Raw genomic sequence first — 22,663 nt, forward strand, 5'->3', positions numbered from 1 at the left:
GCATCAGATAGTTGGCCATTGGCATCCGGATGGTGATCGACAGGGTCAGGTTCATCAGAATGCCCCTCCGATCAGGCTCAGATGTTCGGCCACCGGACCCAGTGCCAGCACCGGCAGGAAGGAGAGGCCACCTATCAGCAGGACGGTGATGATCAGCAGGGTAACGAACAGCGGGCCGCTGATGGGGAAGTCCCCTTCGCTCGCCTCCTGACGGGGCGCACGGGCCAACTGACCGGCGATGGCCAGTACCGGAATGATGTAGCCGAAGCGGCCGAGCAGCATGGCCAGACCGATGGCGATGCACTGCCAGTTGTCACCGGCGGCAAAGCCGGCGAAGGCGGAGCCGTTGTTGCCGGCAGCCGAGGTGTAGGCATAGATGAGGCGTGACAGACCGTGCGGGCCATCATGGCCGATGATGGTGCTGGCATCTGGCATCAACAGAGTGACACCTCCGATCACCAAAACCCCCACCGGCATGACCAGCATGCTGGCGACCACCCACTTCATCTCGGTGATACCGAGCCGTTTGCCCAGATAGGTCGGGGTACGTCCCACCATCAGGCCGCACAGGAACACGGTCAGCAGTACGAACAGCATCATGCCGTAGATACCGGAGCCGACCCCGCCGAAGATGACCTCACCCAGCAGCATGTTGATCATGCCCACCATGCCGCCGAGCGGAGTAAAGCTGTCGTGCATGGCGTTGACGGCACCGTTGGAGGCGGCAGTAGTCGCCACTTCCCAGATGCTGGAGAGCACTGGGCCGAAGCGGCTTTCCTTGCCTTCCCAGTTGCCAGCCATGTTGCTGGCGTCAGTGGTGAGCTGGGCGAGGGCGGGATCCGGTTTCAGCTCCTGGGAGAGGGAGACGAAGAGCCCCAGCACCAGCATGAGGGTCATGGCACCGAGAATGGCGCGGCTGTGGGCCATGTTTTTCACATAGCGGCCCAGAGTAAAGACCATGGCGGCGGCGATGGTGAGCAGGGCGACCATCTCCAGCCAGTTGGAGAGGGCTGTCGGGTTCTCGAACGGGTGGGCGGAGTTGATGCCGAAGAAGCCACCGCCGTTGGAGCCAAGCTGCTTGATGGCGATCTGCGAGGCCGCCGGGCCGAGGGGCAGCAGCTGCTCCTGACCTTCCACACCGTGGAACGGCAGATAGGCTGACAGGCTTTGCGGCACCCCTTGCCATACCAGCACCAGCGCCATGATCAGCGCGATGGGCAGCAGCACATAGAGGCAGAAACGCACCAGATCCTGCCAGAAGTTGCCAAGGTTGATGGTCTGCTGACGAGCGATACCGCGGAACAGGGCAATGGCGACGGCGGCGCCCGTCCCTGCGGAGACGAAGTTCTGGGTGGTCAGGCCTACCATCTGGCTGAAGTAGGAGAGGCTGGCCTCACCGGAATAGGCTTGCCAGTTGGTGTTGGTCATAAAGCTGACTGCGGTGTTGAAGGCGAGTTGCCAGCTCAGACCCGGCAGTTGTTGCGGGTTGAGGGGCAGCAACCCCTGCGCCATCAGGATCAGGAACAGCAGACCGAAACCGGCGCCATTGAAGGCCAGCAGGCTGAGGGCGTAGGACTTCCAGTCCTGCTCCCGTCCATCGGTGCCACAGCAAGCCAGCGTGGCGCGCTCGACCGGTGCCAGCCAGTGGATTTTGCCTTCAAATACCCGGTAGATGTAGTTGCCCAGCAGCGGTGCCGGCAGCAGAACCAGCAGCACGAAGGCCACCGGATAGATTATTTCTTGCCACATGTTCTAGTTCCTCACTCGTGGTCACGGTGCGTCATGGCACGCATTGGATTGCTCACGAGGCTCGGCAGTTTGCTGGCCACCGGGTAGATAAATTCTTGCTGCATATAGATAGTCCCTCACTCGTGACTGCGCGTGAGTGCGCGCATCAGATAGGCCATCAAGGCGAGGACGAGCAGCAGATATAGCCAATTCATATCGACTCCATTGAGATAATTAGCTGCGAGAGCCGATGTAAGACCATATCGACTCTGTTGGTGTCATTGACGCTGAAAAGGGTATGTAAAACAGGCGTAAAGGCGCCATAAAGCGCCATGTGGCAGGCGTAAAATCGGCGTAAAGAACGACGGATTTGCGAGAGAAATAGCGAGGAGAGATCAAAAAACCCGGCCTGAGCCGGGTTTGGGTGAAGGGGTTACATGGCAGTAGAAGCCGGCTGCTCGTGACAGGCCAACTTCATCTGCCCTTAACGCATAGTGACGAACTCTTCCGCACTGGTGGGGTGGATTGCGACGCAGTTGTCGAAATCTGCCTTGGTGGCACCCATCTTCATGGCGACGCCGAAACCTTGCAGGATCTCGTCCATCGCAAAGCCGATGCCATGCAGACCGACCACCTTCTCTTCCGAGCCGACACAGACCAGCTTCATCCGGGTGGGCTGGCGATGCTGGGTCAGTGCCGAGTACATGGCGGTGAACTGGCTGCGGTAGACCTTCACCTGGTCCTCGCCGTATTCGGCGATGGCTTCCGGTTCGGTCAGGCCGATGGTGCCGATGGGCGGGTGGCTGAACACCACGGTCGGCACCAGATCGTAGTTGAGGTGTTCGTTCGGCTTGTTGTTGAACAGCCGTTCGGAGAGGCGACGGCCCGCAGCGACGGCCACCGGGGTGAGCTGGATGCGACCCGTGTTGTCACCCACTGCATAGATGTTGGCGACGGCGGTGTTCTGGAACTTGTCGGTCGGGATAAAGCCCTTCTCGTCCAGCGCGATGCCTGCGGCAGCCAGATTGAGGTTGTTGGTAGCCGGTACCCGGCCGATGGCCCAGATCAGGCAGTCAACGGTGAGGTGGCGACCATCTTCCAGTTGCAGGGTCAGGCTGTTGTCAGCGTTCTTGAGCACGGCCTTGGGAATGGCGTGGGTGTGCAGCTTGGGCCCTTCTTGCGCCATGATTTCCACCAGTGTCTCGTGGATCATGGGGTCGAAGTTGCGCAGCGGCGCGTGCTTGCGCACCACCAGATGGGTCTCTGAGCCGAGTGCCTGCATCACGCCAGCGATCTCGACTGCGATGTAGCCCGCGCCAACTACGGCAACCCGCTTGGGCTGGCTTTGCAGGTCAAAGAAACCGTCGGAGTCGATACCCAGCTCGGCTCCCGGGATCGCCGGAATTTCCGGGCGGCCACCGGTGGCGATCAGGATGTGATCAGCCGTGTAGTGCTCGCCATTAACCTCGATGGTGTTGCTGCTGACGAAGCGGGCGAAGCCCTTGATGACGGTGATCTGGTTCTTGCCCAGCACGTTCTGATAGGACTGGTGGATGCGGCCGATGTAGGCCTGGCGGGACTCGACCAGCTTGGCCCAGTTGAAGTGGTTGAGGGTGGTGTCAAAGCCGTAGTCGGCGCCATATTTCAGGGCATCGGCGATCTGGCCGGCATACCACATGGCCTTCTTCGGTACGCAGCCTACGTTGACGCAGGTTCCACCCAACTCTTTGGCTTCAATCAGGGCAACTTTCTTACCGTACATGGCAGCCCGGTTGGCAGAAGCAATACCGCCGCTGCCGCCGCCGATGGCGATATAGTCAAAATGCTGTGCCATTGCGAGGTTCTCCGCTCATTAAGAATGCAATCACAGCATGATGGGGATAAAGCGGCTGGCTCACAAGAGCCAGCGCTCAGTTATGTTGGATCGGCAGGCGAATATGGAACTGGGCGCCCTGGCCCGGTTCGCTGGCACAGCTGATACGGCCTTTCAGCAGTTGCACCACCAGGTTGTAGATGATGTGTGTGCCCAGGCCGCTGCCACCCTGACCCCGCTTGGAGGTGACGAAGGGATCGAAGATGCGAGGCAAGATTTCGGGCGGGATGCCGCGGCCGTTGTCCGAATAGTCGATAAACAGCTCCTCTCCCTGCTGTTCCACCTTGATGGTGATCTTCTTCGGTTTGTCCCAGCTGTCGAACCCGTGGTTGATGGAGTTGAGGATCAGGTTCGAGTAGATCTGGGTAAAGCTGCCCGGGAAGGAGAAGATCGACAGCTTGGGATCGCACTGGATATCCACTTCGCACTGGCTCTTCTTCAGTTTGTGGCCAAGCGAGACCACCACCTGATGGAGGTTGTCGGCGAGGCTGAAGTTGTAGCGTGCTTCCGATGACTGGTCGACAGCCACCTGTTTGAAGCTGGCGATCAGCTCGGAGGCGCGCCGCAGGTTGCTCTGCAGCAGCTGCATCGACTCGTCGAGGTTGACGGTGAACTCGTTGAGATAGGAGCGCGACAGCTGCTTGGAGTCGATATGGGACTTGAAGTCGGCGACCCGCTCTTGCAGGTAGGAGGAGGCGGTCACGCTGATGCCGATCGGAGTGTTGATCTCGTGTGCCACCCCGGCTACCAGCGAGCCGAGGGAGGCCATCTTCTCCGACTCCACAAGGGTCTGCTGGGCTTGTTTCAGGTCGTCGTACGCCTTGCCGAGCTGGTTGTTGGCTTCACTCAGGCTGCGGGTACGCTCTACCACCTTGCCTTCCAGCTGTTCGTTGAGCTGGATAATCTCCCGCTCGACCTTTTTCAGCTGGGTGATGTCGTAGCCGAAGCCGATCTGGTACTTGAGGTTGGGACCATCGTAGAAGGGTACGAAGGTCCATTGCAGTACCAGCTCATGGGCCTGCTGGTCATGCATGATGACCTCTTTGTCTGATAGTGAACCTTCCGCCGCCAGAATATCGTTCAGCTCTTCCCGTTGCGCCGGGCTGACAAAGAGATCCAGCCAGTTGTGTTGCAACAGCTCCTGCTGGTGGTAGCCGGTCAGCAAGATGGCTGCCGGGTTGATGCTGGCGATGGTCAAATCCGGTTCCATGCAGCAGATGACCATGTTGGCGGAGTTGATCAGGGTGGCAGAGAAGTCCCGCTCCTTTTGCAGTTGTTCGACCGCCTGATGGCGAGCAACCAGCTCGTCACGCAGTCGGGTACGCATCTGGTTGAGGGTGGAGACCAAGGTATCCAGTTCGTCGGGTTTCTTGCGTGGTTGCGGGCGGCCTTCCAGCTCCAGCTCCATGTCGAGCCGATCGAGGTTGAACTTCTGGGCGTAGTTGGCGATGCGGTTGATGTGCCTGACCACCAGATAGTAAATGATGATCAGAATGCAAAATGAGACCACCAGAGTCTTGATGGTTTGGCTGACCATGATCAGCACCGATTTTTCGATGAGGCGCTGGTAGATCTGCTCGAGAGAGGCGGCAACGAACAGCTTGCCGACGATTTCACCCTGATAGGTGAGGTTGAATTCGCGGGAGATATCATAGCTTTCCCGCTCGACCCCCTGGGTCAGCAGCGGGACTTCGGAGTTGCCGAGCATCTCCTTGACCATCACGAACTGCATGTTGGGCAGGTTCATGATCCCTTCAATTTGCACTTTGACCTGCTCTTCATCCAGGTTCCACAAGCTGGCTGCGATGGGTTGCAGGAACGAGGCCTCGATCTGGCCGATGCTGTCTTCTATGACGGCGACATCCTTGCGGTAATCCCACGCGAGTTGCAGCGCCGTAATGATCATCGCCAATACGGTACTGCAGACCAGAATGTAGGAGAGCAGGCGATATGAGAGTCCGTTGCGGCCTACGGCCCTGGCGGTCTTGGAGAAGAGTCCTGACATGGCGTCCTTGCGGTCTGGATGTGGTGTTTTTTAGTTTAACTGCTTCATGCACTTATGTCGTCTTTCCTGCGAAGTATAAAAAAGGCCCCGTATCGGGGCCTTTGCATGTGATTGATGATTAATGTCCGCCGTTTGCTTTGGGCGGAATGGTTTCATCGAATACCGGCAAGGGTTTGTGCTCGGAAGCCAGATAGGTGTAGATCACCGGCAGCACGAACAGGGTGAACAGGGTACCGATGGCAAGACCTGCCACGATGACGATACCGATGCTGAAACGCTGTGCCGCACCGGCGCCAGCGGCATAGAGCAGCGGGATCAGACCGGCAATCATTGCGGCAGTGGTCATCAGGATCGGACGCAGACGCACCTTGGCGGCTTGCATCACGGCTTCCATCCGGTTCATGCCGCGCAGCAGTTGCTCCTCCTTGGCTACCTCGCAGATCAGAATACCGTGCTTGGTAATCAGACCCACCAGGGTGATGAGGCCCACCTGGGAGTAGATGTTCATGGTCGCCAGTCCCCATGCCAGGGCAATCAAGGCCCCGCTGATGGCGAGCGGTACAGAGACCATGATGACCAGCGGGTCACGCACCGACTCGAACTGGATCGCCAGCACCAGGAAGATGATGGCCAGTGCCAGCGCGAAGGTGGCATAGAGTGCATTGCCTTCGGTGACGAACTGACGGGCTTCACCCATGAAGTCGTAACGATAGCCTTGTGGCAGCTTCTCGTCGGCGGTGGTCTGGAACCAGTTGATCGCATCACCCATGGCCACGCCCGGAGCCGGAACGGCGCCAATGGTGGCGGAGTTCAGCTGGTTGAAGTGGGGCAGGGCACGGGGCTCGCCAACCACTTCAATGCTGATCAGACTGCCGAGCGGGATCGACTTACCGTCTGCGGCCCGCACGTAATAGCCCTTGATGGACTCCGGATTGAGACGGTACTTGCGCTCGACCTGCGGGATCACCTCGTAGGAGCGGCCATCCAGGTCGATACGGTTGACGTAACCGTCCGCCATCATGGTGCCCATGGTGATACCGATATCCTGCATGGTGATGCCGTAGGCACCCGCCTTGTCCTTGTCGATGCGGATCTTCATGGTGGCGGAGTCGTAGTTCAGATCGAGATCCGAATAGACGAACTGACCGTTACTCTGCGCCGCTGCCAGAATTTCCCCGGCCACCAGGAACAGGCTTTCGAAGCTGTTCGGGGTGGTGATGACGAACTGGATCGGCAGACCACTCGATGCACCCGGCAGTTCCGGGAACTGGAAGGTGGTGATGGCCATACCCGGGATGTCTTTCACCAGATTGGCGACTCGGTCCAGCACCTCTTTCTGGCTCGCTTCACGCTGGCTCCAGGGCACCATGGAGGCGATACCGAACGCCTGGTTGGCGTTGAACACCCCTGAGAAGACCTGGGAGAAGGCGATCTCGGGCTGGTCGTCCAGGATCTTGTTCACATCCGCCATGGTGTTTTCGATGTAGTCCAGGTTGGCGTTGGACGGTGCGGTACCCAGCACGGCCATTACCCCCTTGTCCTCTGATGGTGCCAGTTCGCTCGGGATGAACTTGAACAGCAGCGGCAGGCTGGCGAACACGATGACGGCGAACACCACGATGACGGGGCGCTTTTTCATCACGGCGTGCAGCATGCTGTCGTAGCGATCGGTCATCCGCTCCAGCAGGTGATGGACAGTGCTCTCGAACTTGCCTGGCTGCTCGTTGGCCTTGAGCATCTTGGAACACATCATCGGGGACAGAGTCAGGGCGATGATGCCCGAGACGAACACGGCGCCAGCCAGGGTCAGGGCAAACTCCTTGAACAGGGAGCCTGTGATACCACCCATCAGGGCGATAGGGGCGTATACCGCCGCCAGAGTAACCGTCATGGCGATAACCGGCACCGCAATTTCACGGGTACCGATAATGGCGGCCCGGAAGGGTTCTTCCCCCTCCTTGATATGGCGGTCGACGTTCTCCAGCACCACGATGGCGTCATCCACCACCAGACCGATAGCCAGCACCATCGCCAGCAGGGTCATCAGGTTTATCGAGAAGCCGAACATATCCATCATCATCACCACGCCGATGAGACTGAGCGGAATGGTGATGATCGGGATGATGACCGCGCGGAACGAACCAAGGAACAGGGTGATGACCACCAGAACGATGGCGGCTGCCTCCAGGATGGTTTTGATAACCTCGTGGATGGACTCGTTGATCGCCACGGTGGAGTCATACATCACGTTGAGACGCATGGTGCTCGGCATATTGCGCTCAAGGCTCGGCAGCAACGCCAGCACATCGTGGGCGATGTTGATGGGGTTGGCTGTCGGCGCGGCGTTGACCGCCATGACCACTGCTTCGCGGCCATTGGCGCTGGCGCGATAGATGTCGTGGCTCTTCTCGAGGGTCACCTTGGCAATGTCGGAAAGGCGGATCACCTTGCCGTCCCGGGTAGCAACGACCAGACGCTTCAGCTCGTCGACATCCTTGACCTGGGTCTCGGCGTTGCCGTTGAACAGGGTGAAGTAACCGGTCGCCTGACCTGTCGCGGACTGATAGTTGTTGCTGTTGAGCACCGTCATCACGTCACTGGCAGTCAGGTTGAAGGCCGCCATCTTGGCCGGATCCAGCCATACCCGCAGGGCAAACTCGACACCGCCGTAGAGGTCAACCTTGGAGACCCCGCCGACAGTAAAGAGCTGCGGCTTGATAACCCGCTCCAGATAGTCGGTGATCTGGCTGGAGTTGAGCTCCGGGCTGGTAAAACCGAGGTAGAGCACCGCCGTGGTTGAACCGGTGGAGGAGGTGACCGACGGGTCTTCCGCCTCTTTCGGCAACTGGGAGCGCACCGAGTTCACCTTCGCCAGGATGTCGGACAGCGCGGCGTTGGGGTCGGTGTTGAGCTTCATGTACGCAGTGATGGTTGAGCTACCCAGCTGGCTGGAGGAGGTCATGAAGTCGATGTTGTCGGCTTGCGCGACCGCCTGTTCCAGCGGCTGGGTGATGAACCCCTGGATCAGATCAGAACTGGCGCCATAGTAGCCAGTGCTGACGGTGATCACCGTGTTGGTCACCTCGGGGTATTCCCGTACCTGCATCTTGAAGATGGCCTGAAAGCCCAGCAAGGCGATCAGGAAGCTGAGCGAGATCGCCAGCACAGGCCGTTTTATAAATATGTCAGTAAATCGCATCGCAGATCTCCGCGCTTACAGCATCGGGGTTTGTGCCGGAACGGCCAGGGCATCGTTCTCGACCACATGCACCTTGGTGTCGTTGCTCAGGCGAACCTGACCCGACAGTACGATCTGGTCACCGGCCTGGATGCCGGAGAGCACATGCACATCGTTGCCACGGCGCTCACCCGCCTTGACCACAACCTGCTTGGCTCGCAGCACTTTCACCTTGTTACCCTCTTTGTCGGTCTCTTCGCCCTTTGAGCACGTAGACATTCTGACCGTAAAGGGTGAAGGAGATAGCGGTCTGCGGGATCACGATCTGATCTTTCACCGTCGGCAGAATGATGCTGGCGCGGGCGAACATACCGGAACGAAGCTGACCGTCGTTGTTCGGAATGTCTGCTTGTACCTGGATCAGGCCGCTCTGGAAGTTGACCGCAGGTTCGATGGCGGTGATATGGCCGTCAAACTGGGTTTGCGGATAAGCATCCACATTGATCTTGATGGTCTGGCCCAGCTTAATTTTGGAGATATCGGTCTGGGGCACGGTAAAGCGCAGGCGCATCACGCTGGTATCTTCCAGGCGCACGATATCTGTGCCCGGCTGCAGATACTGACCGAGGAACACATTGCGCAGGCCGACCACGCCGCTAAAGGGCGCACGGACTTCACGACGGGCAATGGTCGCCTTCAGACTCTCGATATCCGCTTCCAGCGAGCGATAGGCCGCTTCCGCCTCATCCAGCTGCTCTTTGGAGATGGAGCTGGTCTTGTAGAGGTTCTGGAAACGATCGAACTTGGCTTTTGCCGCCGGCAGCTTGGCCTGGGAGGCGCGCAGATTGGCCCGCTCCACGGTGGAGTCCAGGCTCAGCAGCAGCTGGTCTGCCTTGACCGGTTTGCCCGACTCGAAGGTGATAGCATCAATGGTGCCAGCCAGTTCGGTGGAGAGGGTCACCCCCTGATTCGGTTCGATGAAGCCGATGGCTTCGATGGTCGGTACCCAATCCTGCGCCTTGGTCACCATGGCGGTGACGGGGAACTCGGGTTCCGGCCGGTTGGCCATATATTGGGCAATCATCTTCTGTTTGAACAAATTGAAGCCGATGACGCTGCCAAACAAGGCGATCGCTATCAGCAACATAATGGCCATCCACTTTTTCATGAACAGGCTCCTGAGGTGGAAAGATTGGGGGATAAAATGGCATTCCAGCTGGCCCGGATCGCGGTTTCCAACTGCGATTCGGTCAGCGTGATGTTGTGCACCCTGCACTGCAGGGCCAGATGCATGACACTGTCCAGACTCAACACCTGGAGTGCCCGTATCGGTAAATCAATAAACAATCCTTGTTCAACGCCCTGTTCAAAAAATCGGTCCAGAGGCTCCCAAGCGGCCAGAATGACAGGATTGGTCTCCAATTCTGCCCCTAGCGGAGAGCTCTCGTACTGCAATTTGCACCGGATAGCGTTGGGTTCGTTAACAAAAATGGCATGAATATTGAGCCATAATTGGCGAAATTGTTGAAATGAAACTTTATCGATTGCTACATCGGCCATGACCATGGGCACACACTGCAAGATAGTGTGCTGGTGCAGTTGCCGGATCAGATCATCCTTGTCGCCGAAGTAGCGATAGATGGTGCCGGTGGCAACATTGGCCTTCTTGGCGACTTCTGCAATCGACAGACCATGAAAACCCCGTTCACCCAGCACCTCATGGGCCGCGTTGAAGATGCTCTCTTTTTTATCCAGAATCATCAGTGTGACTTTCGATTGAATGAACGTTCATTCATTCTAGATGGGCATCAAATCAAGTCAAGGCAGCAAGACGATTTGCGACTGCGATCTGCCCCTTTTCGGCTGTCAGCTGGGGAATAGTGGAAGAAAAGTGCGCAATGTGCTTGAAAAAACAACGAACAGTGTTTCGGTGACAGAAAAGTGTAGACAAACCAGCAACCATCATTAATAATGCGCCCCGTTCGACAGCGTAGCGCCCGTAGCTCAGCTGGATAGAGCGCTGCCCTCCGGAGGCAGAGGTCACAGGTTCGAATCCTGTCGGGCGCACCATCAAAAGTGCGTCGGTTAAACGGGCGTTGTTGTGGAACGAAAACAGCTGTGGTGGCTGTAGCTCAGTTGGTAGAGTCCCGGATTGTGATTCCGGTTGTCGTGGGTTCGAGCCCCATCAGCCACCCCATTTTACAGCTTGTCAGGTACGCGAAGGTGGCGGAATTGGTAGACGCGCTAGCTTCAGGTGTTAGTGCCCCCCGGGTGTGAGGGTTCGAGTCCCTCTCTTCGCACCATACTTGCTGTATGACGAGGATGACCATCAGGTCGTCTTTGTTTTTTTGAAGTAAACTATTTTGAAAGAAATAGCCTCGGTGATTAGCGCAGTCCGGTAGCGCATCTGGTTTGGGACCAGAGGGTCAAAGGTTCGAATCCTTTATCACCGACCACATTTAGAAAAACCTCGCTTCGGCGGGGTTTTTTGCTTTCTGGCCTCCGCTGGGCCAGTACTCTCTCCCTGTTACGTCTGTTTACACTCTATTTGGGCAGCGCGCCCCGCCTTTCGGTTATGCTTCAGCCTCGAGTCACTGACAACCGGATGTCATCGGCCCATTTCAGGCATTTTTCCATGAATGACAAAATTTCCTTTGCTTGCTCTCCCGCCCTGCTGGCTGCCTTGCTGCTGGGTGGCTGTACCATCAAGCCGCCATCCACCGATGTGATGATGGGCTCTATTGCATCACAACCGCAGGAGGAACGTTCTCTCTCCCCCTTGCTGACCAGCGGTGATTTTTGTGTTGCGGTGTCCCAACAGAAGGTGTTGGCACAACCTTGCAGCGGAAAAGACGATCAACTGTTCGAGTGGGATCTGGGTGAGTTGCGCCTGCAGGATCTCTGTTTGCAAGCAAAAAACGACAGCGAAGTGATGCTGGCACCCTGTGACGGTCAGGCGCAGTGGGAGTGGCAGAAAGACAGGCTTTTCAACAGCAAGGTCTCTCGCTGCCTCGATGTGGCCGGGCGACGCCATACCCCCGGCACGCCGCTGCGACTGGCTGAATGCTACGGCGGAGCGAACCAGAGCTTCAGCTGGCAGCGGCCCAATCCCTGGCTGGAGACTCTGAAAAAACAAAGCCTCACATGGTGAGGCTTTGCTGAATCGGATGGCGGGCTGAAGAGGATCAGGCTGCGCTGATGCTCTCCAGCTCGAACAGCTTCTCCAGATAGACGGCGACGCCATCTTCATCGGAGGTGAGGGTCTGCTCATACTCCGGCAGCGCCATTTTCAGACGGTCATGGGCGTTGCCCATCACGATGCCGCGTCCCACCATGGTCAGCATCTCGAAGTCGTTCATGCCATCGCCGAAGGCGATCGCCTCCGACATATCGAACCCGTTCTGCTCCAGCACGGCACGCACCGCATTGCCCTTATGCACCCCGGCGTGCATCACTTCGAGGCAGTCCGGCAGGGAGAAGGTGACGTTGAGCTGGTCGCCGTAGCGCTGGTTGAGGTGCGCCTCGATCTTCAGCAGTTTCTCGTGGTCGCCGATGTAGAACACCTTGTTGATCTGCTCTTTCGGTTCCTGCTTCAGGTCATCGACCAGACGGTAGGTGAACCCGGACTCGTCGTGGAACTGCAGCAGCCAGGGCAGCTCCTCTTCCACCACCCAGTCATCACCCTGATAGACATTGAGGTGGATAGAGGGGTCGCGCTCCAGGGCAATCAGTTCGGCGGCGATCTCGGTCGGCAGCGGCTGGTTGAAAATCAGCTGATCCTGTTTGTCATGGACCACGGCGCCATTGGAAGTAATGAGGTAGATGTCCATCCCCAGCGCATCGCGGAAGCTGCGTACGTCAACGTGATGACGGCCGGTGGCGACCACGAATTTCACACCTTGTTCTACCAGGCGGTGCAGGGTATCCCGGGTACGGGGAGAGATCTGGTGCTGCTTGTTGAGCAGAGTGCCATCGAGATCGGATACAACTACCTTGAACATCATTACCTCGGCATCGATTGAAAACAGGGGCAGTTTACCTTAGCCCGCACTATCACCCCATTTATTTAGGGTTACAAAAAATAGCCAGCTCAGAAGCGGGCGAAAAAGTCGACCATCGCGGTCAGGGCGGGCTGGCGTTTGTCATCGGATTCGATAAACAGTTCGTGCCAGGCTCCCTCGATGCGCAGCGGTTTGCCCCCTTCACACTTGGCAATGGTGCAGAAGCGATCCTGCGCGGCATTGTCCACCACGCTGTCGTTGCCAGCTTGCAGCACCAGCAGCGGGGTTTTGATGGCGCCCGCATCGGCGATGGCAGCATCGGCACCTGTGATCCCCTGATAAATCCAGTGGGCGGTGGCGCCACCCAGCTTGATCTGTGGGTACTGTTCGTAGAGCTGGCGGAACGCCTGATAGCGGGGCTGGCTGTGAGTCAGCTCGTTGTCGGCAAAGCCGTGATCCTGATAGGCGCCCTGACCGGGGCCGTAGGGAGGCTCACCAATCCAACCGCCGACCGTGCCTATGGTGCTCGCCAATCCCTTGGCCAGCCACTTGGGCAGACCGCCGAGATTGATGCCCAGCATGGGGGAGGAGAGCACGGCTGCCTTGATATCATCGGGCCAGCGTTCCAGATAGCGGGCCGAGATGGCGCCGCCCATGGAGTGGGCCAGCAGGAACAGCTTGGCAGGCTGGTCCGCCATGATGATCTGGTCGTGAAACTGCTTGAGATCGACCACATAATCGTCGAACTGCTCGACATATCCCTTCTGCGGGTCATTCAGCATCCGGTCGGACATCCCCTGACCGCGATGGTCGATAAGGTAGAGGCTGTAGCCCTGACGCCAGAGATCCCACGCCAGCTCCTGATACTTGAGGTAGCTCTCGACCCTGCCATTGACGATCAGGATGGCGCGATCGACCTTGGCTTGCCGTAGCGCAGCATAGCGGATGGTCACCCCATCCTTGCCCTTAAACTCTCCTTCCACCGCATGCTGGCGCCAGAAGTCGGGCAGGGTTTGCTGGTAGAGGCTGGGTACATCGGCTTCGCTGGTGAGCTGATAGGTATTGGTCACGGCAAGGGCTCCGGCAGAAAACAGGGTCAGGGCCAACAGGGAAAGAGAGAGGGGTTTCATCAGGCACACTCCTGTTGCCAATGGTGATAAAGGGCGGCGATATCCCACGAGCAGAGTAGCGCCATGCTGGCTTGCAAGCGGGGCAAGGGCCAGTCCCACCACTGCATCTCTTGCAGCATGAGGATCTGCTCATCACTGAAGCGACGGCGGATCGGCTGGGCCGGGTTGCCGCCGACTATGGTGTAAGGGGCCACATCCTTGGTCACCACGGCGCGGGTGGCGATGACGGCGCCATCACCTATGGTGATGCCGGGCATGATCATCGCTTCCGAGCCGATCCAGACATCGTTGCCAATCCGGGTGTCCCCCTTGCGCTGGAAGCCGCTGCGGGCCCCTTCGCCAAAGGTGTCGGGGTTGAACGGGAAGGTTGAGACCCAATCCAGCCGGTGGCCCTGATTGCCCGCCAACATGAAGGTGGCGCCCGAGCCGATGGAGCAGAACTTGCCGATGATCAGCCGATCCACCTCGCCCCAGAGGCCGCTCTCCCAGGTGTCGCGGGTCGAGCCATCGCCGAGCAGGTAGCGGACGCAGTGATCCTCGAACGGCTTGCCGTGGTAATAGCCGGAGTAGTAGCTGTAGTCACCGGCCTCTATGTTCGGGTTGGTCAGGTGATCCCGGATGATTTGCGATTCCAGCCAGCTGCCAAAAGGGTTCTCCATCACTCCTCCTGCGGATCGTCCTGTTCGCTCTGCTGCGCCCACCCTTTGCGGGTCAGCTGCATCCGTTGCCACCACTCTTCGTCCGCCAGAATTTCACCGGCCGGGCCGAGCTGGGGGTAGGGCATCTCTTTCTCTTTGCAGAGCTGGGCATAGATAGGATAACCCCCCTCGAACAGGATGCTGTTCTGCTCCTCCAGCGTGAGCGGGCAGCCGCGTTGATAGCAGCCGGCCAGCTCGCGCTGGCGTTGTGCCTCGTAGAGGATGGCGGCGGCAGCCACCGAAACGTTGAGGGACTGCACCATGCCGACCATGGGAATGACAATATGGTGGTCGGCCAGCGCCAGCGCCTCTTCACCGATGCCATGCTTCTCCTGACCCACCAGAATGGCGGTCGGCTTGGTGTAGTCAATGGCGCGAAAATCGACCGAGCTGTCGGAGAGGTGAGTCGCCAGGATCTGCATGCCGGAGGCTTTCAGCTCGGCAACGGCTGTGCCGATATCCGGGTGCAGTTTTACATCCACCCAGTTCTGGCTGCCGCGGGCGGTGCCCTTGCGCTTGTGGATCCAGGTTTTGGGCCAGACGGCGTGTACCCGGTGGATGCCGATGGCATCGGCGGTACGCACGATAGCGGCCAGATTGTGAGGTTTGTGGACCTCTTCCATACAGACGGTCAAATCGAGCTGACGCTGGGCCAGCATATCGGTGATGCGCTTGAAGCGTTCGGGGGTCATGGCTTGTCTCTATAAAAGCAGCAGGCGGCTTACGCCGCCTGTGTTCAGTTCTTCTGTCGGCTCACCTTGAGCACGTTGGGCATCACGCGGATCTTGCGCATGATGTTGGCCAGGTGGATGCGGCTCTTGGTGGTGATGAGCAGGCTGACCTGATAGACCCGGCCATCCTTCTCTTCGGTGCTGATGGCGTGAATGTTGGCACCGGTGGCGGCAATCACGTTGGCCAGCTCGGCCAGCGCACCCTGATGGTTGACGATCTCGATGCTGATGCCGGTGCGGAACTCCTGTTCCTGCTCCTTGTCCACTTCCCACTGCACTGGCAGGTACTTGTCCGGCTCCTTGCTGTAGCCCTTGATGTTGCGGCAGGCTTCCTGGTGGATCACCAGACCCTTGCCCGGGCTGATATGGGCGATAATGGCATCCCCGGGGATCGGACGGCAGCAGTTGGCGAAGGTGACCAGCATGCCGTCGGCACCCTTGATCGGCATCTTCTTGCTGCTGGTTTTGGGCTGTTCTTCCGGCGGCAGTTCATCCCCTAGCATGCGGCGCGCCACCATAACACTCATGGCGTTGCCAAGACCCACATCGGCCAGCAGGCCCTGCAGGTTCTCATGCTTGGTGTCGGCCAGCACCTGTTTGATGCGCGGCTCGGGAATGTCTTCGATATTCTTGGCGCCCAGCGCATGGTTGAGCAGGCGGCGACCCAGCACCACCGACTCTTCGGTGCGCAGGTTCTTGAGGAACTGGCGGATCTTGGAACGGGCCTTGGTGGTCACCACGAAGTTGAGCCAGGCCGCGTTGGGGCGAGCGCCCGGCGCCGTGATGATCTCCACCGTCTGACCCGAGTGCAGCGGGCTGCTGAGCGGGTAGGGGTGGCGGTCGACCCGCGAACCGACGCAGGCGTGGCCGATGTCGGTGTGCACCGTGTAGGCGAAGTCCACCGGCGTGGCGCCAGCGGGCAGCTCCATGATGCGTCCTTCCGGCGTGAACACGTAGATCTCGTCGGGGAAGAGGTCGGTTTTGACCCCTTCGATAAATTCAAACGAGCTGCCGGCGCTCTGCTGCAATTCCAGCAGGCTCTGCATCCAGCGCTGGGCGCGGATCTGGGCAGTGGTGCCCGAGCTGTCGCCATCCTGCTTGTAGGCCCAGTGGGCGGCAACCCCTTTGTCGGCCATCTGATCCATGAACTCGGTGCGGATCTGTACCTCGACCGGCACTCCGTGCGGCCCCACCAGCGAGGTGTGCAGCGACTGGTAGCCGTTGGTCTTGGGGATGGCGATGTAATCCTTGAAGCGGCCGGGGCGCGGCTTGTAGAGGCTGTGCATCTGCCCCAGCACCCGGTAACAGGTATCTATGTCCTTCACCTTGACCCGAAAGGCGTAGATATCCATTACCTCATGAAATTGCAGCTCTTTTTTCTCCATCTTGTTGTAGATGGAGAACAGGTTCTTCTCGCGGCCACTGACCTGATGCTCAATCCCCGCCTCTTTCAGACGACCGCTGATTTCGCTCTGGATGGAGTCGATGATCTCGCGGCGATTGCCACGGGCGCGGCGCACCGATTCGCGCAACACGCGGGATCGCATGGGATAGAGCGCCTCGAAACCCAGCTCTTCCAGCTCGTTCTTCATGGTGTGAATACCGAGGCGGTTGGCGATGGGGGCGAAGATTTCGAGGGTTTCCCGGGCGATGCGGCGGCGCTTGTCAGGGCGCAGCGAGCCTAGCGTGCGCATGTTGTGAGTGCGGTCGGCCAGCTTGATCAGAATGACCCGGATATCCTGGGTCATTGCCATCACCATCTTGCGGAAGTTCTCGGCCTGCGCCTCTTTGCGATCGCGAAATTTCAGCTTGTCGAGCTTGGAGACCCCGGCCACCAGTTCTGCAACCGCATTGCCAAACTGTTCGGCCAGATCGGCCTTGGTGACAGAGGTGTCTTCGATGACGTCGTGCAGCACGGCGGCCATCAGGGTTTCATGATCGAGGCGCATATCACCCAGGATTCGGGCAACGGCAACGGGGTGGGTGATATAGGGTTCGCCACTGGAACGCATCTGGCCCTGGTGGGCATCACGGGCCACCACATAGGCTTGCTTGAGCTTCTCAACCTGCTCTGGCGGCAGGTAGGAACTGGCTATTTCTTTAAGGTTTTCAAATAAATACAAGACAGTCCCCGCAGCGGTGAAACGGCAATTCGTGGAATTGAGGGTATAGCCCTGAGTTTGCGAGGTTTTCGAGCGGTTGAAATGGGGATGAACAGTCGGCACCCGGGCGGGTGCCAACCGGAGGAATAACTTAACCGCGGCCTTCGGCGATGGCAGCAACGGCAGCCAGCTCGGCGGCTTCCTGCTCTTGCTGCTCGTAGCGGTCCTGGGTGTCCATTACCTGGTTGTTGACCAGACCCAGTTCGATCTCACGCAGGGCGATCACGGTCGGCTTGTCGTTCTCTTCTTCAACCAGCGGATCTTTGCCTTGAACCGCGATTTGACGGGCGCGGCGTGCGGCGACCAGCACCAGGTCAAAACGGTTACCAACCTGTTTTACAGCATCTTCTACAGTAACGCGTGCCATGCAGGACTCCAGTTATGTGGGCTTTCTGTGTTTAGAAAAGCGGTGTTTAAAAATGACGCAAAAGTTTACTCGTTTTTGGCTTATTCTGCCAGTAACTGTTGCAGCAAGTTTTGTTGTGCCTGTTGCTGATGACGCATCTCCAGCCGTTGGCACTCAATAATGGACCTGAGCTGGAACAGCGCCTGCTCGAAGTCTTCATTGATAATGACATAGTCATACTCGTCGTAGTGCACCATTTCGGCAATGGCTTTCGCCATCCGGCCGGCAATCACTTCGGCGCTGTCCTGACCGCGCCCAATCAGGCGGCGCTCCAGCTCTTCGCGGCTAGGGGGCAGGATGAAAATGGATTTGGTCGGCATCTGCTCGCGGATCTGGCGGGCACCCTGCCAGTCGATGTCGAGGAATACGTCGATACCCTGCGCCAGACAGGCTTCGATGGCTGCGCGGGAGGTACCGTAGTAGTTGCCGAATACCTCGGCCCACTCCAGAAAATCGCCGCGCTCGATCAGCTCCTTGAACTCTTCCACCTTGACGAAGTGGTAGTGGACGCCGTGTTCTTCGCCGGGACGGGTGGCGCGCGTGGTGTGGGAGACCGACAGCTGCATCTTGCCAGCTTGATTGTGGTTGGTCAGCAAGGCGTTGAGCAGACTGGATTTACCTGCGCCGCTCGGGGAGGAGATGATATAGAGAGTGCCTTGTTGCGCCATGTTATTACCTTTAATCGGAACCCGCATTTTGGTTGTAGCAGAGGCCGCCGTCTTGTGCCCGAAAGGGAGACAGCCAAACGCATGATGCGGATAAATTCTTGGATCAGGGGGATGTAAAGGCGGCGAATTTTAACAGAAGGTGGCGAATAAAAAAACGGCCGGAATCATATTCCAGCCGATCAAAGTATTCGTAGCTTGCTGCGGGAGCGTAACCCACATCAGCCTGCATTGTGCCTTTGGCTGAGGGCAGAGGCTATCAGGTTATCCCTGCCTGATGGCTCGGAATTCCCGAGGTGCCCTGTCACTGCGGCAGCTGGCGATCTGCACAGAGCCGCTCGAACACGGCGATCACCTGCTCGCTGGTGATTTTTCGCATGGCCTCCGGGTCTTTGAGACGGGTGCGCCAGCTCAATTCGGCCAGCGGCTTGCCGGTCTCCTGCTCGACCAGCTCCCGATAGACGCTGACCACGTAGTCGCGGCAGAGATATGGGCCGGTACGCGCCGGATTGTGGTGGGCATAGAGGCCGATCACCGGCGTGCCGACAATGGTGGCCATATGGGTGGGGCCTGTGTCGGGGGCCAGCACCAGACTCGCCTCACCAATCAGCGCCAGCAGCTGCTTGAGGTTGGTCTGGCCAACCAGATCGACTGGTTTGCTTTGGCTGAGTTGCCGGATATCGGCAGCCAGATCCCGCTCCAGCTTGGCCGGCCCGCCACAGAGATAGACCTGAAAGCCCTTGTTGGCGGCGTGATCTGCCAGCGCGGCATAGCCTGCGGCCGTCCAGTTCTTGAAGGCCTTGCTGGCGGCGGCGCAGATCAGCAGGGTCGGTTTGCCGCCAATCTTCTCTTTTGCCCACGCCTGATGTTCGGAGCTGATGGGCAGTTGCCAGTCCGGGGTCAGATCCTTGATGCCGAGCTCTTTGGCGAAAGCGAGGAAACCGTCCAGCACGTGGGGGGAGGCAGGCGAAGGCACTTTGTGGTTGGTGAACAGCCACTGGCCGTCGTTGGCCCGTTCCCGATCAAACCCGAGTTTGACCTTGGCGCTGATGCCGAGGGTGGCGATGCTGGCGCGCATGGCTGCCTGCAGATGCAGCAGGGCATCAAACTGACGTCCCCTGAGGGTCTGCCACAGGTCGCGATAGCCGCGCCACCCCTTGCTCTTGTCGAAGGGGATCACCTCGACGCCGGGCAGATCGGCAAACAGGGTTGCCTCGATTTTGCCGGTGATCCAGGTGATACGGGTCTGTGGCCACTCCCGCTGGATGACGCGCACCAGCGCCAGTGCGTGGCAGCAATCCCCGATGGCGGAGAGCCGCAGAATGCAGATGGAGGAGGGAGGCGTTTGAAATAGCGGCATGATGTGGCGCACGGCTGGCAAAAAGGGTGGATGGCATTATGCAAACTCCCCTGTGGATTGTAAAATTGCGCGCAATCGTCAGCCGGGCTTTGCCACCCGAATAGCCGCCATGGCTGGCACATGTTGCGGGCATGCCACAGTCGCAGCCTCATCGCCCATACATAGGGGCGATCAACGACCCACCGAGCGGGATCTTCATGATGCTGATACAGACCGAACACAACCAGGTTTGCTGGTTCGCCGAAGGGGCCTTTCGCGACCCCACTTCCCAGTTATTCGAACCGGCCTGGTGGCAGAACAACCGTCAGGTGGTGGGAACCTCCATCGGTCGCGGCGTGACCTGGTTCGTCAAGGATGAGTCCCGCCATCTGGTGCTGCGCCACTACTATCGTGGCGGCATGGTGGGCAAGGTGGTGCGGGATCGCTTCTGGTTCGAAGGGGTCGAATCGAGCCGCGCCATGGCGGAATACACCCTGCTGGCCAAGTTGTGCGAACTGGGGTTACCGGTGCCGCGTCCGTTCGGTGCGCGGATGGCCAAACAGGGCCCATTTTATCGCGCCGACATCCTGATCGAGCGTATTCGCGGTGCCAAGGACATGGTCGCCCTGCTCAAGCAGGGGCCGGTTGCCAGCGAGGTGTGGCACAAGATTGGCCAGACGGTGCGCCAGCTGCACGATGCCGGCGTCTACCACGCCGATCTCAACAGCCACAACCTGCTGCTCGATAAAGAGGGCAAGGTGTGGGTGATCGATTTTGACAAGGGGGCGATCCGCTCCCCCGGCGAATGGCAGAAGGCCAATCTGGAACGCTTGCTCCGTTCATTCAATAAAGAGTCTCAACTGCATACCAGTTTCCACTTCGTACCGGAGAACTGGCAGACCTTGATGAACGGGTATCAGGGAAAAGCGCTCTGACCCTGTTGCTCGGCGTGAACGCCAATGTTACTTATTGAGCAGGTATTCAGATCCTGTTTCGAGGCGCCCCATGGAAATGCTCAAGACACCTTTGGTCGATGTGACTGCCCGGCTTGATCCGGGTCTGCTGTCTGATGCCATGGCGCTGCTGGAGGCGGGGATCTGGAGCTGGTCAGCCCAACATGGACTGCAGCGTGATCCCTCCTGCCTGCGCCTGTTGGGATTGGGAGAGTGCTGGCCGGATGATCTCGGCTGGCTGGATCGGGTTCATCCCGACGATGTTGCCCGGCTGGAAGATGCCCTGCTCGCCTGCCAGAGCGGCCGCAGCAGCGGTCTGCGCCTCGAATACCGCATTCTGCATCATCACGGTCACTACATCCGGCTGGAAGAGCGGATGCGTCGCGATGAGCGGGGCTATCTGCTGGGGGTTGTCCGTCACCTCGATCCCGCTGCCGTGCTGGTGGAGGAGCGACATGGCACCGATCCGCTGACCGGACTGGAGAGCCGTGGCCGTTTCGAGCAACTGCTTGAAGAGCGGCTGGCGACCGAGAGCGGCACTTTCAGTCTGCTGCAGTTTTCGGTCGATCACCTGGCCAAAATCCAGCAGTTGTTTGGTGAAGCGGCTTGCGACGCCATGCTGGCCAAGCTGGCGCGTATCGTACGTCACGAACTGCGGCGGGAAGATCCCTTCGCCCGCTGGGATGAGGACGGTTTTATCCTGATGCTCTCCCAGACCGAGCGGATGAGTGCGCTGGAGATCGCCGAGCGGCTGCGCCTCGAGATTGCCGATGCCAGCCTGCTGTCACAGCGGCCGGTCACCGTCAGCATCGGGCTGGTGCAGAGTCAGGCTGGCGAGCAGCTCGATCATCTGCTGGCCCGGCTGGCCAGCTGTCACAGTCAGGCCAGACGGCAGCACAACACCGTCGTCGGCTGAGTGAGGTCAGGGCTGGCCGCTTTTGTCACGCTGGCAGACCCAGAGCGAGGCCAGCATCAGCAGGCCGCCGATGGTCAGTCGGGTCAGGTCGGTATCCTTGCCCCAGAGCAGCAGATTGACCAGCAAGCCGGCCGGAATGAGCGCATTGTTCATAATGGCCAGCACTCCGCTGGTGACCCGCGTCGCCCCCTTGTTCCAGAGGAAGTAGCCGAGGCCGGAGGCACCCACCCCCAGCCAGAGCAGAATGCCCCACTGCAACCCTGACGTCGGATATTGCGGCTTGCCCAGCAGCCACCAGGCGGGCAGTGCGATCACCAGCGCTCCCAGATAGAAGCAGCCGAACACCGCCAGTTGCGGCGGTTGCTCCGCCTCCCGTGCCAGCAGTACCTTGTAGCCCACTTGACCCAGGGCGAAACAGAGGTTGGCCCCCTGCACCACCATAAATCCCAGCACATAGCTTTCGGTCAGGCCGTCGAAGCGGATGACGGCAGCCCCGAGCACCGCCAGCAGGGCGCCCCACAGATAGGTGGGCTTGAAGCGCCCTTCCAGCAGGTCGTGGAGCAGGGTGACGTAGATGGGGGTGAAGATGGTAAAGACCAGCACTTCCGGCACCGTCAGCAGCAGAAAGGAGTGGTAGTAGAAGAGATACATGATGCCGAGCTGGATGGCGCCCAGCGCCATCAGCTTGGCCGCCAGATCGGGGCGCAGCCAGCGGCGGCGCAGGAAGGGGAGAAACACCAGACTGGCGAGGGCGATGCGGGTCAGCACCGAGAAGTAGGCATCGACCTGGCCAGCGAGGTAGACCCCGATCAGGCTGAAGGAGAATGACCAGAGCAGGGTGACCCCTATCAAGTAGTTCATGTGTTTGATTTATCATC

The 22,663-nt window shown here is 59.0% G+C and carries 17 protein-coding genes, 4 tRNA genes and 1 pseudogene; 7 read left to right on the forward strand and 15 right to left on the reverse strand.

Translation table 11 applies throughout. From position 1 onward, the window contains the following. Nucleotides 1–54 precede the first annotated feature (54 nt). From kdpA to ACTG27_RS16985, 6 genes and pseudogenes are all read right to left on the reverse strand, one after another. Nucleotides 55–1,749, reverse strand: a complete 1,695-nt coding sequence (kdpA, locus tag ACTG27_RS16960; protein ID WP_439980017.1) for a potassium-transporting ATPase subunit KdpA — start codon at nt 1,747–1,749, stop codon at nt 55–57. Nucleotides 1,750–2,212: 463 nt separating this feature from the next. Beyond that, on the reverse strand, nt 2,213–3,562 hold the full coding sequence (gorA, locus tag ACTG27_RS16965; protein WP_179902877.1) for a glutathione-disulfide reductase: 1,350 nt from the start codon (nt 3,560–3,562) through the stop codon (nt 2,213–2,215). A gap of 76 nt (nt 3,563–3,638) precedes the next feature. Beyond that, nucleotides 3,639–5,606 (reverse strand): ATP-binding protein, encoded by a 1,968-nt coding sequence (locus ACTG27_RS16970; protein ID WP_069555100.1) that lies wholly within the window; start codon nt 5,604–5,606, stop codon nt 3,639–3,641. 118 nt (nt 5,607–5,724) lie between these two features. After that, nucleotides 5,725–8,805 carry a multidrug efflux RND transporter permease subunit gene (locus ACTG27_RS16975; RefSeq protein WP_128815628.1) on the reverse strand — a complete coding sequence of 1,027 codons (3,081 nt, stop codon included), beginning with the start codon at nt 8,803–8,805 and terminating at the stop codon, nt 5,725–5,727. 15 nt (nt 8,806–8,820) lie between these two features. Continuing rightward, nucleotides 8,821–9,952: pseudogene (locus tag ACTG27_RS16980) on the reverse strand (efflux RND transporter periplasmic adaptor subunit). Beyond that, on the reverse strand, nt 9,949–10,545 hold the full coding sequence (locus ACTG27_RS16985; RefSeq protein WP_005339267.1) for a TetR/AcrR family transcriptional regulator: 597 nt from the start codon (nt 10,543–10,545) through the stop codon (nt 9,949–9,951). Before ACTG27_RS16985 ends, ACTG27_RS16980 begins: the two are co-directional and overlap by 4 nt. A gap of 232 nt (nt 10,546–10,777) precedes the next feature. Between ACTG27_RS16985 and ACTG27_RS16990 the strand changes: the two genes are divergently transcribed. The 5 genes from ACTG27_RS16990 (at nt 10,778) to ACTG27_RS17010 (ending at nt 11,935) form a co-directional block, all read left to right on the forward strand. After that, nucleotides 10,778–10,854, forward strand: a tRNA-Arg gene (locus tag ACTG27_RS16990). A gap of 51 nt (nt 10,855–10,905) precedes the next feature. Then, a tRNA-His gene (locus ACTG27_RS16995) sits at nt 10,906–10,981 on the forward strand. 20 nt (nt 10,982–11,001) lie between these two features. After that, nucleotides 11,002–11,087, forward strand: a tRNA-Leu gene (locus ACTG27_RS17000). 76 nt (nt 11,088–11,163) lie between these two features. After that, nucleotides 11,164–11,240: transfer RNA gene (locus ACTG27_RS17005), tRNA-Pro, on the forward strand. 179 nt (nt 11,241–11,419) lie between these two features. Continuing rightward, nucleotides 11,420–11,935 (forward strand): ricin-type beta-trefoil lectin domain protein, encoded by a 516-nt coding sequence (locus ACTG27_RS17010; protein ID WP_064339092.1) that lies wholly within the window; start codon nt 11,420–11,422, stop codon nt 11,933–11,935. 34 nt (nt 11,936–11,969) lie between these two features. Here ACTG27_RS17010 and ACTG27_RS17015 read toward each other — a convergent pair whose 3' ends face one another. The 8 genes from ACTG27_RS17015 to ACTG27_RS17050 form a co-directional block, all read right to left on the reverse strand. Further along, nucleotides 11,970–12,785, reverse strand: a complete 816-nt coding sequence (locus ACTG27_RS17015; RefSeq protein WP_031227636.1) for a Cof-type HAD-IIB family hydrolase — start codon at nt 12,783–12,785, stop codon at nt 11,970–11,972. 89 nt (nt 12,786–12,874) lie between these two features. Next, nucleotides 12,875–13,915, reverse strand: coding sequence for an alpha/beta fold hydrolase (locus ACTG27_RS17020; protein ID WP_439980018.1), 1,041 nt, complete (start codon nt 13,913–13,915; stop codon nt 12,875–12,877). Next, nucleotides 13,915–14,574: a CatB-related O-acetyltransferase gene (locus tag ACTG27_RS17025; RefSeq protein WP_236302656.1), complete on the reverse strand. Its 660-nt coding sequence runs from the start codon at nt 14,572–14,574 to the stop codon at nt 13,915–13,917. The genes ACTG27_RS17020 and ACTG27_RS17025 overlap by 1 nt, the downstream gene beginning before the upstream one ends. Further along, nucleotides 14,574–15,305, reverse strand: coding sequence for a tRNA (guanosine(18)-2'-O)-methyltransferase TrmH (trmH, locus tag ACTG27_RS17030; RefSeq protein ID WP_021230464.1), 732 nt, complete (start codon nt 15,303–15,305; stop codon nt 14,574–14,576). Before trmH ends, ACTG27_RS17025 begins: the two co-directional genes overlap by 1 nt. Before the next feature lie 44 nt (nt 15,306–15,349). Next, nucleotides 15,350–17,467, reverse strand: coding sequence for a bifunctional GTP diphosphokinase/guanosine-3',5'-bis pyrophosphate 3'-pyrophosphohydrolase (spoT, locus tag ACTG27_RS17035; RefSeq protein WP_005339255.1), 2,118 nt, complete (start codon nt 17,465–17,467; stop codon nt 15,350–15,352). Nucleotides 17,468–17,597: 130 nt separating this feature from the next. After that, complete coding sequence (gene rpoZ, locus ACTG27_RS17040; protein ID WP_026456240.1) at nt 17,598–17,873, reverse strand: DNA-directed RNA polymerase subunit omega; 276 nt, start codon at nt 17,871–17,873, stop codon at nt 17,598–17,600. A gap of 80 nt (nt 17,874–17,953) precedes the next feature. Beyond that, complete coding sequence (gene gmk / locus ACTG27_RS17045; RefSeq protein WP_439980019.1) at nt 17,954–18,580, reverse strand: guanylate kinase; 627 nt, start codon at nt 18,578–18,580, stop codon at nt 17,954–17,956. A 301-nt stretch (nt 18,581–18,881) separates the two neighbouring features. Beyond that, nucleotides 18,882–19,937: a glycosyltransferase family 9 protein gene (locus ACTG27_RS17050; protein ID WP_439980021.1), complete on the reverse strand. Its 1,056-nt coding sequence runs from the start codon at nt 19,935–19,937 to the stop codon at nt 18,882–18,884. Between the two features lie 200 nt (nt 19,938–20,137). Here ACTG27_RS17050 and ACTG27_RS17055 point away from each other — a divergent pair, with 200 nt between their 5' ends. Both ACTG27_RS17055 and ACTG27_RS17060 read left to right on the forward strand, forming a co-directional pair. After that, the gene (locus tag ACTG27_RS17055) at nt 20,138–20,851 is read left to right on the forward strand and encodes a 3-deoxy-D-manno-octulosonic acid kinase (protein ID WP_439980530.1); all 714 of its coding nucleotides are present in this window, start codon (nt 20,138–20,140) and stop codon (nt 20,849–20,851) included. A 70-nt stretch (nt 20,852–20,921) separates the two neighbouring features. Then, nucleotides 20,922–21,785, forward strand: a complete 864-nt coding sequence (locus tag ACTG27_RS17060) for a sensor domain-containing diguanylate cyclase (RefSeq protein WP_439980022.1) — start codon at nt 20,922–20,924, stop codon at nt 21,783–21,785. Nucleotides 21,786–21,791: 6 nt separating this feature from the next. Here the strand turns inward: ACTG27_RS17060 and ACTG27_RS17065 are convergent, their stop codons facing one another. After that, nucleotides 21,792–22,646 carry a carboxylate/amino acid/amine transporter gene (locus ACTG27_RS17065; protein ID WP_439980023.1) on the reverse strand — a complete coding sequence of 285 codons (855 nt, stop codon included), beginning with the start codon at nt 22,644–22,646 and terminating at the stop codon, nt 21,792–21,794. Nucleotides 22,647–22,663: the final 17 nt, after the last annotated feature.

The organism is Aeromonas sp. 97A, assembly GCF_051919185.1.
GTDB classification, from domain to species: domain Bacteria; phylum Pseudomonadota; class Gammaproteobacteria; order Enterobacterales; family Aeromonadaceae; genus Aeromonas; species Aeromonas veronii.